General features: G+C 51.1%; 17 protein-coding genes. 1 reads left to right on the top strand and 16 read right to left on the bottom strand.

Annotation, left to right across the window (positions count from 1 at the left end; translation table 11 throughout):
- Positions 1-72 precede the first annotated feature (72 nt).
- From M1D70_RS11420 to M1D70_RS11395, 6 genes are all read right to left on the bottom strand, one after another.
- Positions 73-960: a menaquinol-cytochrome c reductase cytochrome b/c subunit gene (locus M1D70_RS11420; protein WP_009595210.1), complete on the bottom strand. Its 888-nt coding sequence runs from the start codon at positions 958-960 to the stop codon at positions 73-75.
- 21 nt (positions 961-981) lie between these two features.
- The gene (qcrB, locus tag M1D70_RS11415; RefSeq protein ID WP_006209500.1) at positions 982-1,653 is read right to left on the bottom strand and encodes a menaquinol-cytochrome c reductase cytochrome b subunit; all 672 of its coding nucleotides are present in this window, start codon (positions 1,651-1,653) and stop codon (positions 982-984) included.
- Positions 1,654-1,668: 15 nt separating this feature from the next.
- Entirely contained in the window at positions 1,669-2,214 is a 546-nt protein-coding gene (locus M1D70_RS11410; protein ID WP_015734548.1) for a ubiquinol-cytochrome c reductase iron-sulfur subunit, read from the bottom strand.
- Between the two features lie 169 nt (positions 2,215-2,383).
- Positions 2,384-2,821 (bottom strand): DUF2487 family protein, encoded by a 438-nt coding sequence (locus M1D70_RS11405; RefSeq protein ID WP_456289886.1) that lies wholly within the window; start codon positions 2,819-2,821, stop codon positions 2,384-2,386.
- Between the two features lie 103 nt (positions 2,822-2,924).
- Positions 2,925-3,104 carry an IDEAL domain-containing protein gene (locus tag M1D70_RS11400; protein ID WP_009595190.1) on the bottom strand — a complete coding sequence of 60 codons (180 nt, stop codon included), beginning with the start codon at positions 3,102-3,104 and terminating at the stop codon, positions 2,925-2,927.
- Positions 3,105-3,211: 107 nt separating this feature from the next.
- On the bottom strand, positions 3,212-4,366 hold the full coding sequence (locus tag M1D70_RS11395) for a hypothetical protein (protein WP_456289885.1): 1,155 nt from the start codon (positions 4,364-4,366) through the stop codon (positions 3,212-3,214).
- Between the two features lie 363 nt (positions 4,367-4,729).
- Between M1D70_RS11395 and M1D70_RS11390 the strand changes: the two genes are divergently transcribed.
- Positions 4,730-5,488, top strand: a complete 759-nt coding sequence (locus M1D70_RS11390; protein ID WP_456289884.1) for a class I SAM-dependent methyltransferase — start codon at positions 4,730-4,732, stop codon at positions 5,486-5,488.
- A gap of 71 nt (positions 5,489-5,559) precedes the next feature.
- On the opposite strand, the gene M1D70_RS11385 is transcribed toward M1D70_RS11390, so the two are convergent.
- From M1D70_RS11385 to trpD, 10 genes are all read right to left on the bottom strand, one after another.
- Positions 5,560-6,147 carry a histidine phosphatase family protein gene (locus M1D70_RS11385; RefSeq protein WP_009595148.1) on the bottom strand — a complete coding sequence of 196 codons (588 nt, stop codon included), beginning with the start codon at positions 6,145-6,147 and terminating at the stop codon, positions 5,560-5,562.
- Positions 6,148-6,175: 28 nt separating this feature from the next.
- Entirely contained in the window at positions 6,176-6,778 is a 603-nt protein-coding gene (locus M1D70_RS11380; RefSeq protein ID WP_009595201.1) for an anti-sigma factor family protein, read from the bottom strand.
- Positions 6,775-7,368, bottom strand: coding sequence for an RNA polymerase sigma factor (locus M1D70_RS11375; protein WP_015734542.1), 594 nt, complete (start codon positions 7,366-7,368; stop codon positions 6,775-6,777). Before M1D70_RS11375 ends, M1D70_RS11380 begins: the two co-directional genes overlap by 4 nt.
- Positions 7,369-7,775: 407 nt before the next feature.
- Positions 7,776-8,864, bottom strand: coding sequence for a prephenate dehydrogenase (locus M1D70_RS11370; protein WP_175320817.1), 1,089 nt, complete (start codon positions 8,862-8,864; stop codon positions 7,776-7,778).
- A gap of 53 nt (positions 8,865-8,917) precedes the next feature.
- On the bottom strand, positions 8,918-10,015 hold the full coding sequence (hisC, locus tag M1D70_RS11365; RefSeq protein WP_452519561.1) for a histidinol-phosphate transaminase: 1,098 nt from the start codon (positions 10,013-10,015) through the stop codon (positions 8,918-8,920).
- A 40-nt stretch (positions 10,016-10,055) separates the two neighbouring features.
- Positions 10,056-10,862 carry a tryptophan synthase subunit alpha gene (gene trpA, locus M1D70_RS11360; protein WP_456289883.1) on the bottom strand — a complete coding sequence of 269 codons (807 nt, stop codon included), beginning with the start codon at positions 10,860-10,862 and terminating at the stop codon, positions 10,056-10,058.
- Entirely contained in the window at positions 10,859-12,055 is a 1,197-nt protein-coding gene (trpB, locus tag M1D70_RS11355; protein ID WP_015734538.1) for a tryptophan synthase subunit beta, read from the bottom strand. Before trpB ends, trpA begins: the two co-directional genes overlap by 4 nt.
- Positions 12,052-12,726 carry a phosphoribosylanthranilate isomerase gene (locus M1D70_RS11350; protein ID WP_096773285.1) on the bottom strand — a complete coding sequence of 225 codons (675 nt, stop codon included), beginning with the start codon at positions 12,724-12,726 and terminating at the stop codon, positions 12,052-12,054. The genes trpB and M1D70_RS11350 overlap by 4 nt, the downstream gene beginning before the upstream one ends.
- A gap of 12 nt (positions 12,727-12,738) precedes the next feature.
- The gene (gene trpC, locus M1D70_RS11345) at positions 12,739-13,548 is read right to left on the bottom strand and encodes an indole-3-glycerol phosphate synthase TrpC (protein WP_009595123.1); all 810 of its coding nucleotides are present in this window, start codon (positions 13,546-13,548) and stop codon (positions 12,739-12,741) included.
- A complete protein-coding gene (trpD, locus tag M1D70_RS11340) occupies positions 13,538-14,578 on the bottom strand; it encodes an anthranilate phosphoribosyltransferase (protein ID WP_009595156.1) in 1,041 nt (346 codons plus the stop codon). The genes trpC and trpD overlap by 11 nt, the downstream gene beginning before the upstream one ends.
- Position 14,579 lies beyond the last annotated feature (1 nt).

The following is a 14,579-nucleotide window of genomic DNA, read 5'->3' as shown; positions in this document are numbered from 1 at the left end:
GGGACATATTTCATCTATGTACGCATTTAAAAAAGAACCTGACCGTAATACGGTCAGGTTCTTTAATGCATGTTACTCTGCAGCCGCTTCTGCCTTCTGGCTTGCGAGCCAATCAGCCAGCTGGTCGAGTTGTTCTTCGGTAACTCCAGCAGAGAGTGCAGTTTCCTTCATAGCCGGCATGCTGCCTTGGCCATTTTCGATGATAGCCACAATCTCTTCCTTGGTGTGGGTATCCCCGACGCCGCGCAGCGACGGTCCGGATGCCCCTTTCAAATCTGCAGCGTGACAGGAGATACAAGTAGCCGTTTTAAAGGTCTCCATTGCAGGATTATCCTTATCCACAATCGCTACGATGCTGTCTTCAGGCTGCTTGCCGCTGGTCGTTGGCAGACCAGCTGCACGTTTCTCGTGAGCTTCTTCTTCCCGCTGAATATGCTCCGGCTTCTGGCCCGTCGCTTCCAGCTCATGCTGATAGTGCGTCCATGCAGCATTGGTCAGATAGATGACGGCAAACAACGACAGAATCATCAGCGCCGAAGTGATAGGTCTCTTGTAGAACCTGCGTTCCTTTCCTGTATCCAGGAAGGGAACGAGGAGCAATGAGCCAAAGGCTACGCCGGAAACGCCAATCGTACCGAGTACCACATAATCACCGGATGCGTACGGAAGCTTCAAATATTCATACAGGAACAGGAAGTACCAGTCCGGCATCGGAATGACCGAAGCCCCCGGATCCGCCGGATAACCAAGCGGTGCCGGTTCCGAGATGGTGAGTACAAGGAAACCGACCAATACAACTACACCAACCATCCATTCCTTCAACAAGAAGTTAGGAATGAACGCTTCTGATTTGCCGGGGTATGCGGTGTAATCCGGCGGCGTAACCCAACCGCTGCCTTTTTTCACACGCGAATCGCCGACATAAACTACTTTTTCATCAGATTTATGACCATGTGCCATAAATATGCGCCTCCCTTCTTCTTATAGTGGACCGGAAATACCTTGTCTGCGGATCATGATAAAGTGTCCTACCAATAAGGCAAGAAGGACAGCCGGAAGGAAGAATACGTGAATAGCGAAGAAACGCGTCAGCGTTTCGGCACCTACGATCGTACCGCCTTGCAGCAATTCTTTAATGATAGGTCCAAGCCAAGGTACGGAGTTCGCAATCTCCAGTGTAACTTTTGTAGCGAAGTAAGCTTTGTTATCCCATGGCAGCAGGTAGCCTGTCAAACCAAGGCCGAGCATAACAAAGAAAATGAGCATACCAACGACCCAGTTCATTTCACGCGGCGCTTTGTAAGAGCCGGTAAAGAACACGCGCATCGTATGCAGGAACATCATAACGATTACCAAGCTTGCGCCCCAGTGGTGCATGCCGCGGACAATCTGTCCGAAGGCAACCTGTGTTTGCAGGTACTCGACACTGTTGTAAGCGTTTATGATATCCGGTACGTAATACATCGTCAGGAACATTCCCGACAGAATCTGGATGACTGTGATAAAAAACGTCAAGCCGCCGAAACAGTACACAAACGCGGAGAAATGATGCGCCGGGTTTACGTGTTCCGGTACCTCGTGGTCTGCAACGTCTCTCCAAATCGGCGTGATATCGAGACGTTCATCAATCCAGTTGTAGACATTCTTCAACATCTGAATCTACGCCTCCTATTTAACTACGGTATTTGGCACGATGGCGCCGAGGTAAATCCAGCCGTTCTCGATTTTCGTCTCGTACTGGTCAAGCGGCTTCGGCGCGACTGCCAGGTTCTTACCGTCCGGTGTATAACGCGCACCGTGGCAAGGGCAGTGGTATTCATCCGGGAAATTCTTGTTGTTATTCCATCCAACAAGGCATCCCAAATGCTTACAAATCGGTGAAAGCGCTACAATTTCACCTTGATCGTTCTTACGAATCCACGCCGTCAAAGTAGCCGTACTGTTGTACCAGCCGTCCTGCTGTTTGAGCTCGAAATGGAATTCCTGTGGATCGTTGGTAATTTTGCTCTCTTCCGCGACTTTTACAAAAGACCCTTCTTCCTTATTTTGAAGAATCGGATCAACGGCAAAGCGGAGCATTGGCAAAACTACTCCAGCAGCCATATAAGCTGTGGCACCGCCCAACGTGTATGTAAGAAATTGTCTGCGGGACATCTCTTTCTGTCGGGGTGGATTGTGCGATTCTTCATGCTCGTCATTGTGGTTGCTGCTCATTCTGTGTTCAACCCCCTTTGTCAACCGTTCTTAAGTGTCATCAATGATTAAAATCACACGACTTACTAGGACATACTAATAATATCTTAGGCACCCAAGACCGTCAAGAATTTGAATCCCAAATTTGGGTTCGCTTCCAATAGCCCTTTCATAAATTGTTGGTTTTTTGTCACAATTCAACACGGCTTTCCTGCTGCCACATTTCGCTGATCTGTCCGGATACGATGGCAGGCATAGGGATCGAGTCGCTGCCTTCCAGCCTGCGGCGCGACAGGACAAGCGTACTTTCGGGCACATCCTCTACAGAGAGCTCGGAATCGGCTGTCATGACCACCACGAACTTAAAGCCGATGGATTTGACATTGTGACAAACTTCATTTAGAAGCTTCATATCTTCAGTATTTCCATATTGTACGGCAGGATATGTAACCAATCTTCCCTTAAACGGAATTTCTGCCATATCCATAAAATCCCGGAGCCGTTCCAGCGCGGCTGTCGCCTCCCATGGCGTTTCCGTACCCGAAAGTCCGGTAAACGGAATCAGGCAGGTATCAAAATAAGGTTTCAGCTCCGGCCACGTCTGCTCGTCCACTTCACTAAATTTCATGCAAGGTACATCCTTTCTGCTCACTCATCATGATTTTGTCTTCATTATACGAGTGAAAGGGCAGGTTAGGCAAAAAAAAGAAGAAATGCGATAAAGCATTTCTTCAATTCAAAGTCCTCAGTTCATCCGTCAGGGTTCGGAAAGCCACTTCGTCGCCGGAAGCCAGCGCTTCGTCGATTTCCTTGTACAGCTCTTCGCTCCGATGCTTGCGCAATGCCTCGTCCCACACCATTTCGGCCGCCAGACCTAACATAACCTCGTAAGTAACCTTCATCTTATCCATTAGGATGCACCTCCAAACTAAATTTGCGTATAGCTTATATTCTTTCCCTTTAATTGCTTAACTTCCAACATATTTACGGCTGCTGCGAACTTGTCCAAACAACCATGCTAGAGGATCAAATCATCATTCGAATCGCTGATATGTATGCCGGCTTCCGCTGCCTTCAATCCAAGCGCGGTCATTTTGTATGATGTTCCCATGCTCTGGCTCTCCCCTATTCTGAGCATCCCCAAATGCATCAGCATTCGGATAATCCGCTGCTCCAAGATGTTTTGCGGACTATCATAATAGAAAGGACGGATTAGCCAGCCCAGCGATTCGTAAAGCGAGGCTGCCGTGACCCAATCTCTTGCGCATTGACTTATCCAGTAAACAAGAGAAGATATATTGGGAATTGCGCCTTTATACAGTCTTAACCAAAAGCGGAATATCTGTATCACGCTAACTTGATTTCCTTCCTCAAGAAACGAGGTTCCGGTTTCACTCAGGATCAACCGCGCATGGTTTTCCCTGATCCATTTTTTGGCGTAGGCATAATCGTACAGCAGCGCAAACCGGTCGGGATATTCAATGCAGGAACGACCATACCCGAACCGCCACGCTCCCTTGGTAATCAACGGCTCCGAAATATGCAGCGTACTCATGAGCTGCTGCTGATTGCGCCTATACATGAATCCTTCTTGGTTCAACTCGATATCGTGCCCGCCTACATATTTAAGAATCAGCTTGAGATCTTCAGCAGCTAGTCCCTGCTCATCCCGGTACGCCTCCGGATCATGCGGCAAACGCTCCAGATTTTGATGAAGCCGCTCCCGCAGCACATCGCGGAACCGCTCCTTCAAATCCGAGGGGACTTGAAACAAATACTTGGTCGAATGAGTAAAACCGTTAAACAGCCAGCCGCTCCGGCGATAACGTGCGACCGCCTCCCGCGGACTTTCCGTTATGGCCGCAGCTGCCTTCTTGTTTGAAGAAGCTTTATCTTCTTTCTCCTCCAAATCCGCCGTATGACGGATGGCGGCCGTCAGTTCTTCCAGGCTGTAGCCTGTTCGAGTGTCAAAGACCAGATTGTTCAGAAAACGCAAATCGCTTGGTGACAAGCTGCTGACCTGCTCCTCGAAAAACTCTCTTCGCCCGAGCTTGGACAGGATGCTCTGGATCAGTTCGTGCTTCGAATTTCGCTTAGCGTCACAATCATAGTGATTCGCTATATTGCTAAGCTGTCCAATATCGGCATATGTGAGCATATCCGCTAGATTCATCTTCCATCGCCTCGCCGTTTTACAACCATTATGGGAAGGTTTTGGACTTTTGATACCTGATGCACCTCGGTTTGATGAAATATTTTTGATTATTTCTATATAGAAATGACTATGCTCTCTTATTAAATGATAGAATACATTCAAAAGGTTACAGGAAACCGCACTTGATGTTTTTATAACGAATACAAAATGAAGCCCAGCTTTTTTTAAGACGGGCTGATTCCATTAATACAGGAGGATCACCATGATAAGAACGCCGGAACACGAAATATAACTTGGTGCGAATCGAATCCGCGGACCTCCCTTAAGAGCGTTTTATATGAAGAAACTTATTCATGATAAATGACTCGGAGGTTAAGAGAGATGATAAAAGATGCTGAATTTTTAAACTTCATACAAAACATGGATCACCATTTTTCGGGATGGGACTTTTCGCGTATTACCGCTTCCGGCCGCATGCAGTCCCACGCTCTCCCCTGGTCTTTGGGCAGCGTGGTGCTCCCTTTGATGCGAAATGCCGCTACGATGCTGGACATGGGGACGGGAGGAGGAGAATTCTTGTCCTCCCTGCAGCCGCTCCCCAAAACCGTTTATGCCACCGAAGGGTACAAACCGAACGTTCAGATTGCGAATCAAAGACTTGAGCCGCTGGGCGTAAACGTTGTCTATTTTGAAGAAGATTCCTCGCTTCCTTTCAAGGATCGTTATTTTGACCTGATCATCAATCAGCATGAATCCTATTCGGCAGCGGAAGTAAGAAGAATATTGAACGAGCGTGGGGTGTTCGTAACCCAGCAATCCGGCGGAACCGATTGTTATGGGATAAACGAATCGCTTGGCGTTCCGCTGAATGAAGAGTTCGCTCATTGGAACCTGGCCATAGCGGCTCAAGAGCTGCATGATCACGGTTTCAAGGTTACCTTCAGCCGCGAGGACTTTTTACCGCAGCGATTTTACGACATCGGCGCACTGGTTTATTACTTGATAGCGATTCCCTGGCAGATTCCGAATTTTACGGTGGAGCGCTATATCGAGCCTTTACATCATATTCACCGGATGATCCGGACCAATGGCTACTTCGAGGTCCAGCAGCACCGGTTTATTCTAATCGCCGAAGTGTAAACGTCAACCTAGCCAACATAAAGAAGGAGCCTTCCCGGCGGAAGGCTCCTTCTACTAATACACGCTCATATTTACGATTGGTTCGTCAACAGATGCTTGGTACAGTTAAACAGCAAGGGTGACCAGTCATCCTCTTTTCTCTCCAGGACGGTGAGCGACAGATTGCCGATCCGTTCGCTCAGAGCGCCACGGCACACCAGCTTGTATAACTGCGCTAAAAAACCGCCATGACTGACAACCAGAATATTGGCTTCCGGATGCTTATGCCACATATCATCGAGAAAGACAAGCCCTCTGGACTGAAGCTCCAGATCCGTTTCCTGACCCAGATCCAACATGTGCCAATCGGCACCGAACCGGGTTTCACGCTCTTCCGCTGTCAAGCCTTCCACCTGACCGTACTTACGCTCACGCAAGCGGTTATCCGGCGGCGCCAAGGGAATGTTCAGCATGGACGAAATGATCTTCGCGGTTTCTTCAGCGCGGGAGAGCCCGCTGCTGATCGCGAAGTCCCATCGGTAAGGCTCCTGCAGAAGTCTTTCCCCAAGCAAACGCGCTTGACGACGGCCTTCCTCATTCAGTGGTATGTCCGTTTGGCCTTGGATTTTGCCTAAAGCGTTCCAATCCGTTAATCCATGGCGAACCAAGCCGATCTGCATGCCGCCTCTCCTCCATCCTATCCATATTTTATCTTCTGACCCGATTTAGTCTTTTTAGGAAAAACAAAGCGCATCCGATTCCCAAAAGGGAAAGTATCATCCAGTATTCTGGCTGAGTGGGACTCATATCAACCACAAAAGGATCAATAATGCCGCTGTTGGTTTTTGGGATGTTGTAATCGTCCTTGGCATTCAAGCCTTGGGCCGTATCCGCTACGCCTGTAGGGATAATCCCTGTCGTTACGGCTTCCGGAACCGGATCAGGCTGATTGCCCGTCGCTGCAAAATAAACAAAGCTGCAAACGAACAAGGCCAGAAAACCGGCAATCATCAGCGTCAGCCGCTTCCGGAACACCCGGCTAACCGCCCGGCTCTTGGACGTTTCCTCCACCAGCCAGGGAAAATCGCGATAAATGCGGTCCATCACATTGCGGTTGATCTGTTCAGCGTCCATGTCGGGAAGCTCATGCTCCAAGGCATGAACCATGTTCTGGCTTTCCACCCACATTTCGTACTCCGCTGCACATGAACTGCAGGTTTGAACATGCGCAATCAGCCGTTGTCGCCGCAGATCGTTGTCCGGTAAATCCCAGACCGTTTCCATCAGCTCTTGGGCTTCATTGCAAGTCATCTGTTCTTCATCCCTCTCAGATCCTCAAAAACCGGCTCATAAAAATAGGGTTCGAGCTGAATTTTTACGCTGCCGCGGGCTCTGAACAACAGTGACTTAACCGAACTGACGCTTTGACCTAAAATATCTGCGATTTCCTGGTAATCCAGTTGATCATACTCCCGAAGAATCAGCGCCGATCTCTGCTTCTCCGGTAAATTATTAATCGCTTCCCTTACCATATGTACTCGTTCACTGCGCAGGATCGCCTGCTCCGGAGCGACCTCCAGCGGCGCCACTGGCACGACCCCGCTCTCTTCCAGGGGCAATGTGCCGCTGCGATGCTTGCGAAGTTCGCTCAGCACGGTGTTGCGCGCAATGGTGTAGAGCCAAGTCGAGAAGGATGCATCCACTTCCCGGAAGGAATGCAGGCTCCGGAAAGCCTTGTAGAACGTTTCCGAGCATAAATCTTCGGCCATTAGCTCCATGTGCGAGCTTTTTAACATATGATAGACAAATGCCAATATTTTTCTCTGATAACGCCGCATTAATTCGGAATAAAGTTCGGTATTGCCTTGCTTAATTTCTTGGATTAGTTGGGAATCCGTCATATGATTTTTCGTTCCTCCTTCACCCACCGGTGCCCATTCCTTGTCATTTCCACCTTCATGAGGAAAATCAAGGATTTGTGCAAAAGTACCGTCAAACCATATATAGTTACGCCTCATGTTGTCTGACTATTCTATGTATTTGGCAATTTCCCCAAATCTTCTACACTAGCACTCTAGCATTATAGCACATATTGGAGAAAAGTTCAGGTTTGTGGCAGAAGGTTTTCCACGGATAGGAAAATAGGCAAAAAAAATCCGCCTTCATCATTGAAGGCGGCTGCACAAAGTGCAATATTTTGGATAGGAGTGGAGAGAAACCATACTGTACTTTTATTATATGTATACGTTTTCATTTTGTCAACACTGAAAACGCATTTATTTCCGGTTGTTTAAAAACAACCGGAAAATTACTGATACACCGAGTGTCCTTGCGATAACAACAGCTCTTTAGCCCGCTCCTGTTCGATTTCATTGCGGAAGGAAAGCCTCATCACGCCCGGCACATCTTCCCGACTCTCGATAATCTGCATGTTGCTGAGGTTGATGCTGTTCGTCCCGAGCTCCGTCGCAATGCGGCCGATGATGCCCGGATGGTCAGGCACGTCCAAATACAGATCAAATTGGGACACGATCATGCCCTTGCGCCGCTCAGGCAGGACGCTGCGGAATTCCCCTGCCATGCGGAAAGCCTCTTCGATCGCAGCACCGTCCTTCGACTCCAGCATATCCATGAATCGCCGGATCCCTTCATTCCAGTCTTGCAGCAGCGTCAGCATGACCCTGCGATTGTTTAAGAGAATGTCCCGCCATACGACCGGGTCGCTGGAAGCGATGCGGGTTATATCCCGAAAGCCCCCTGCGGCCAAGGTGCGGTACAACGGATTATCGTCATTATAGGAGCTGATCTGATTGACTAACGCCACTGCGATCACATGAGGCAGATGGCTGATCGCTCCAACGATCTCATCGTGAAGTCTCGGCTCTACCTTCACAATATGGGCACGCGTGTGAGACAAAAGCTCTACAAGCACGTTCAGCTTATCCTGAGGGACATCGTCCGGCGGAGTAAGCACGTAATATGCATTCTCGAACAATACGGTGGAGGCAGCTCCAACACCGGACCGCTCCGAGCCCGCCATCGGATGACCGCCGATGAAATACGCATCCTTAAGGGCAAGCTGGGACGCGCATTCGGCAATGCTTGCTTTGGTGCTGCCAACATCCGTAATAATGCATCCCGGCTTCAGCCGCATTTCGCTCAAACGTTTCATGTACATCTCAAGACTGCCTACGGGAACGCATAAAAAAATGACGTCCGCGTCTAGGGCAGCTTCTTCTACCGAAAGCGTAACCTTATCAACGACGCCTTTAGCAATGACCTGGTCGGCATATTCTTGGGTGTGGGCATAACCGGTAACGGTTATGCCAGGTTTTCCTTTGAAGTTTAAAGCTAACGAACCGCCGATCAAGCCGACGCCGAATATGGAAATTTGCATTGTCATGTTCTCTCTCACTCGTTTCAAGCTGCGATTATTGTTGTGTCATTCGATCAGGCTGGCGCATTCACTTCGCTCAGCACTTGTTCCAAAGCGCCGATAAAAGCCTTATTCTGTTCTTCGGAGCCTACGGTTACGCGAATATAGTTCGGGTACAGTTCAAATCCAGGCCGTACGATAATGCCTTTGCTAAGCAGAGACTTAAACACTTCGGTTCCTGGCTTCTTCACATCCACCATAATGAAGTTACCGTTCGCAGGAAAATAAGATAGTCCAAGACGATCAAATTCCCCTTGTACGTAATGGATTCCATCGGCATTCATTTGACGGCATTTCGCTACGAACTCCTGATCTTTCAGGGCTGCCTTCGCCGCTACTTGAGCCAGGCGTCCCGTATTAAACGGCTCACGTACCCGATTGATCAAGGAAATGACTTCCTGCTGCCCGATGCCGTAGCCGATCCGGAGGGCGGCCAAGCCGTATATTTTGGAGAAGGTACGCAGGATGACCAGATTCGGATAACGCTCCATTAACTTGATGCTGTCCGGGTACGAAGCGTCCGTTACATATTCATAATAAGCTTCATCAAGCACAACCATTACGTGGGCCGGGACTTCATCCAGGAAGGAAACCAGCTCGCTTTCGGAAACGATGGTTCCGGTCGGATTATTCGGATTGCACACCCACACGATTTTGGTTTTGTCCGAAACGGCTTTGGCCATGCCCGGCAAATCGTGCTTACCGTCCACCAGCGGCACCTCGATGCATGTCGCACCTTCGATATCCGCGTTCGTTTTATACACCGAGAAGGTCTGATCCGCCATGATGGTTTCATCCCCCGGTTGCAGGAATGCCCGGATAATGAGGGCAATAATTTCATCGGATCCGCAGCCGAAAATAATCTGATTGCGTTCAATTCCCAGCTGGCCAGCAAGCTCCGCCGTTAAATCGGCCGCACTTCCGTCCGGATACAGGCTGAGCGTTCCCAGTTCGGCGGTAATCGCTTCGGTTGCGCGCGGCGAGCAGCCGTACGGATTCTCGTTGGAGGCCAGTTTAATGACGACATCCAGCCCTAATTCCTTTTTGACTTCTTCGATCGGTTTCCCGGGCTGATATACGGGAAGATTAACAATTTGCGCTTTCGGTTTCATACGATATTCGCCTCACCTTTCATAACTGCTATGGACAACACTATCCTTTTAATTGTGCCACAAATTCCCTGATTTGCAAAAGTCCCTGCTGTCTTGTCTCTTCCTTCTCCAGCAGAGGAATGGTTGATTCAATCTGACGCACAATCGCGCTGCCGACAACGACGCCGTCGCAGATTTTTGAGAATCTGGCCACCTGCTCACTGGATGAAATGCCAAAGCCGATCGCGATCGGCACGCTGCTGTACTGCCTTACCGTCTCAAGGAAAGACTCCACCCCCGAGTAAAAATCGGTACGCTCGCCAGTCACGCCAAGCGAGGATACGCAGTACACAAAGCCGGTCGCTTCGGAAGCGATGTTCGCGATCCGCTCATGGGAGGTAGGGGCCACCAGCGGAATCAGATGAACTCCCGCCGCGTGGGCGCGTTTCCGAACCTCCTCGGATTCTTCCACCGGAAGATCGGGAATGATCAAGCCGCTGATGTCATGCCTTACCACTTCCTCGAAGAAAACGTCCAGTCCGGTTTGCAGTACCGGATTGTAATACGTGAACAGGATGAACGGCAGCTTGCTGCCCCGCTCTCTTGCCAGGCGCGCGGTTTCCATGCAAGTGCGAATGGTCACCTTGCTCTTCAGCGCGCGCTCGGAAGCGCGCTGGATGACCGGTCCGTCGGCAAGGGGATCCGAGTAGGGAACGCCGAGTTCAATAATGTCGGCTCCCGCGATTTCAAGCTCATGGATGATATCCAGCGTCGACTTCACATCCGGATCTCCGACGGTGAGATAAGGGATCATGGCGGTCTTGTTATGTTCCTTCAACGACGCAAAGGTCTGATCGATTCGGTTCATTCGGTTTTCCCTCCCGTGTAAGCCATGATGGACTCCACGTCCTTGTCGCCGCGACCGGATAAATTAATCACGACGATATCGTTCTCGGTCCACGTGGATGCCATCTTTACGGCTTGCGCTACGGCGTGCGCGGATTCCAGGGCAGGAATAATGCCTTCCGTGCGGCATAACAGCTGCAGGGCATCGAGCGCCTCTTGGTCGGTTATCGGTACGTACTGCACGCGTTCAATGTCTTTTAAATAGGAATGCTCCGGACCAACGCCGGGATAATCAAGGCCGGCTGAAATGGAATGCGCCTCCTGTACTTGTCCGTACTCGTCCTGCAGCAAATAACTCATCGAGCCTTGGAATACGCCTTGTGTCCCCTTGGACATGGTAGCCGCATGAAAATCGGTATCCACTCCCTTGCCTGCCGCTTCGACGCCGATCAATCCGACTTCCTTGTCTTCAAGGAACGGATAGAACATGCCGATCGCATTGCTACCGCCCCCGATCGGCGCAAGAATGACGTTTGGAAGCCTTCCTTCCGTCTCCAGTATCTGCCTCCGGGTCTCGTCACCGATAATGCGCTGGAAGTTCCGCACCATCATCGGATACGGATGCGGCCCTACAGCGGAGCCCAGCACATAAAAGGTATCCTCGACGTTGCTGACCCAGTAGCGAAGCGCCTCGTTGCCGGCATCTTTCAGCGTTCGGCTTCCCGACGTCACCGGAATTACTTCGGCACCGAGCATTTTCATGCGGAATACGTTCAACTGCTGCCGCTTGGTATCTTCTTCGCCCATAAATACCTTGCATTCAAGACCCAGCAGAGCGGCTACGGTCGCGGTCGCTACGCCATGCTGTCCGGCACCCGTTTCGGCAATGACCTTGCCTTTGCCCATGCGCTTGGCTAACACGCCTTGTGCAATGGCATTGTTGATTTTGTGCGCGCCGGTATGGTTCAAATCCTCGCGCTTCAGGTAAATTTTAGCCTTGCCGAGATGTTGGCTGAGCCGCTCCGCGTAATAAAGCGGCGTTTCCCTTCCGGAATACTGTTTCAGCAAATAGGCGATCTCCTCTTTAAAAGCAGGGTCCTCCGAAAAACGATTATATTCTTGCTCAAGCTCTATTAAAGCGTTCATCAGTGTTTCCGGCACGAACCGGCCTCCAAACACCCCGAAACGTCCATTACGGTCAGGAAGCTGTGTCATTTCCCCTTCACCCTTTCTACAAATGCGGTCACTTTGTTTATATCCTTCACGCCAGGCTCGCTCTCTACGCCGCTGGATACATCCACCCCGTACGGAGCGTACTGGCCGATCAAATGAGCAACATTATCCGGATCGAGCCCGCCGGCTACAAACAAGGGAATCCCTTGCCGTTCAGCCCATTGCTGGTACGCCGGGATCAGATCCCAGGCAAACGTCTTGCCCGACCCTCCGCCGTACACCGGATCATAGGTGTCGATCAGCAGTCCGTCGATGCAGCCCGCATACGAATCCAGTGCCGACAGACGTTCTGCTTCCGGACGGTCACTTCCGATCGATACCGCCTTAAAAACGGAAACCGGGAAGCGCTCCTTCACTTCCCGGCAAAATTGCGGCGATTCCTGACCATGCAGCTGCACGACGTCAAGCGCCGTTTCTTGAAGAAGCTCTGCGAGCTCGCTCAAATCAGGGTTAACCAAGACGCCGACGGCAGCGGGAATCTTGTCATGCTCCCATTCCCGCAATACTTGCACCAACTGCGCAGCCTGCTGCGGCGTTACCCGCCGCCGGCTCTTTGCAAATACGAATCCGATATAATCCACAGGTAAGTTTATCATAGATTTTAGCACTTCAACGCTTTGAAGTCCACATATTTTTAGAGCCGTACTCATCATCGAATGTCCCCTTTATTCCATGTCTGCAGCTATCGGCAGAGGTCCCATCAGATCGTTCACAGCGCGGAACACGTCCTGCTGGCGCATGAAATGTTCCCCCACCAGAACCCCATGTGCCCCAACATAATGCAAGTAGGAAATATCGGCGGGGCCTGATATTCCGCTCTCGCTGATCAACGTAACTCCCTGCGGAACTTGTGCCGCGATATCCGCCGTTGTCTGCAATGAGGTCTCAAAGGTCCGAAGATTACGGTTGTTAATCCCGATCAGACGGGCCGTTCCCAGTCCGAGAACCGATTCCAGCTCTTGCCCATCGTGAACCTCAATCAGGCAATCCAATCCGATCGAGCCTGCAACGTCAATGAACTCCGCGATGCGCTGCGGCGCAAGTATGCTCGCAATCAAGAGAACGGCATCCGCACCCAGCAGGCGCGCTTCGTAAATCTGAGTCTCGTCGATAATGAAATCTTTGCGCAGCAGCGGGATGTTGACGGCCGCCCTTACCGCTTGCAAATATTCTCCACTTCCCTGAAAGTAATCCTTATCCGTCAGCACGGACAGACAATCGGCATCGGCTGCTTCGTAAGCCTTGGCGATCATAACCGGGTCAAAGTCGGGACGAATCAACCCTTTGGAGGGCGAAGCCTTTTTGACCTCGGCGATTAACCCCATGCTGCGTTTGCGTCCCATGGACAACGCCTTCTCAAACCCGAGAGTCGGAGGCAAATCCGCTATTTGCCTCTCTGCTTCCGAGATGCTGAACGTTTCTCGCAGCTGTGCAACCTCATTGCGTTTCGTTTCTACGATTCGATCAAGATACATAACTCATTTCCCCCGTTCTTGAGATCAGCTGCTCCAACTTGGACTGCGCCAGACCGGAATCAATCGCTCCCGCTGCACGCTGGACGCCTTCGGCCAAACTATCCGCAAGTCCCGACACATAGATGCAGGCACCGGCATTGGCAAGCACGATGTCCCGATAAGCACTGCGTTCTCCGCGCAGTACCGAGCCGATGATGGCCGCATTCTCTTGTGCGTCGCCGCCCAGGATATCGTTCATCGGATGAACCGACAGACCCAAATCATGGGGGTGGATATCATAAGTGCGGACTTCTCCGCCCCGGAGCTCCGATACCCGGGTAGGCGCCGAGACGCTGATTTCATCCAGCCCATCGTGGCTGGTCACCACCATGGCCCGCTTCAAACCGAGCTCTTTGAGGACCTGCGCAATGGTTTCCGTTTTGTTCATATCGTATATCCCGAGCATCTGCCGGTCCGCGCCCGCCGGGTTCGTCAGTGGCCCCAGCATGTTAAATACGGTCCGGACCCCGAGCTCTTTGCGAGGAGCAGCCGCATGTTTCATCGACGGATGATAAATTTGGGCGAACAGGAAGCAGATTCCGATATCGTTCAGGCAGGCTGTGGCTTGTTCTGCGGTCAAGTGGATATTGACGCCAAGCGCTTCCAGCACATCGGCGCTGCCCGCCCGGCCCGATGCCGAACGGTTGCCGTGTTTGGCCACTCTGACCGAAACCGAGGAGGAGATAATGGCGGATACGGTAGAAATGTTAAACTTGTGAATGCCGGATCCTCCGGTGCCGCATGTATCGAGCAGCTGGTTCCGTTCGGTAACGACACGTCCGCCCGCGCCTCTCATCGCTTCGGCAAATCCGGTTATCTCTTCTACGGTCTCTCCCTTCATTCTTAAGGCCGTCAGCAGCGCGCCGATTTGAGAATGGGTCGCATGGCCTTCCATTATGGTCTGCATAACCCCGCGAGCCTCTTCCCGGCTCAGATCCTGACCGCCGATCAGCTTTGAAAGGCTGGATTGCATCGTCTCCATCACGTTCATT

It is taken from the genome of Paenibacillus sp. AK002, assembly GCF_053903045.1.
This window is presented reverse-complemented; position numbering and strand designations above follow the sequence as displayed.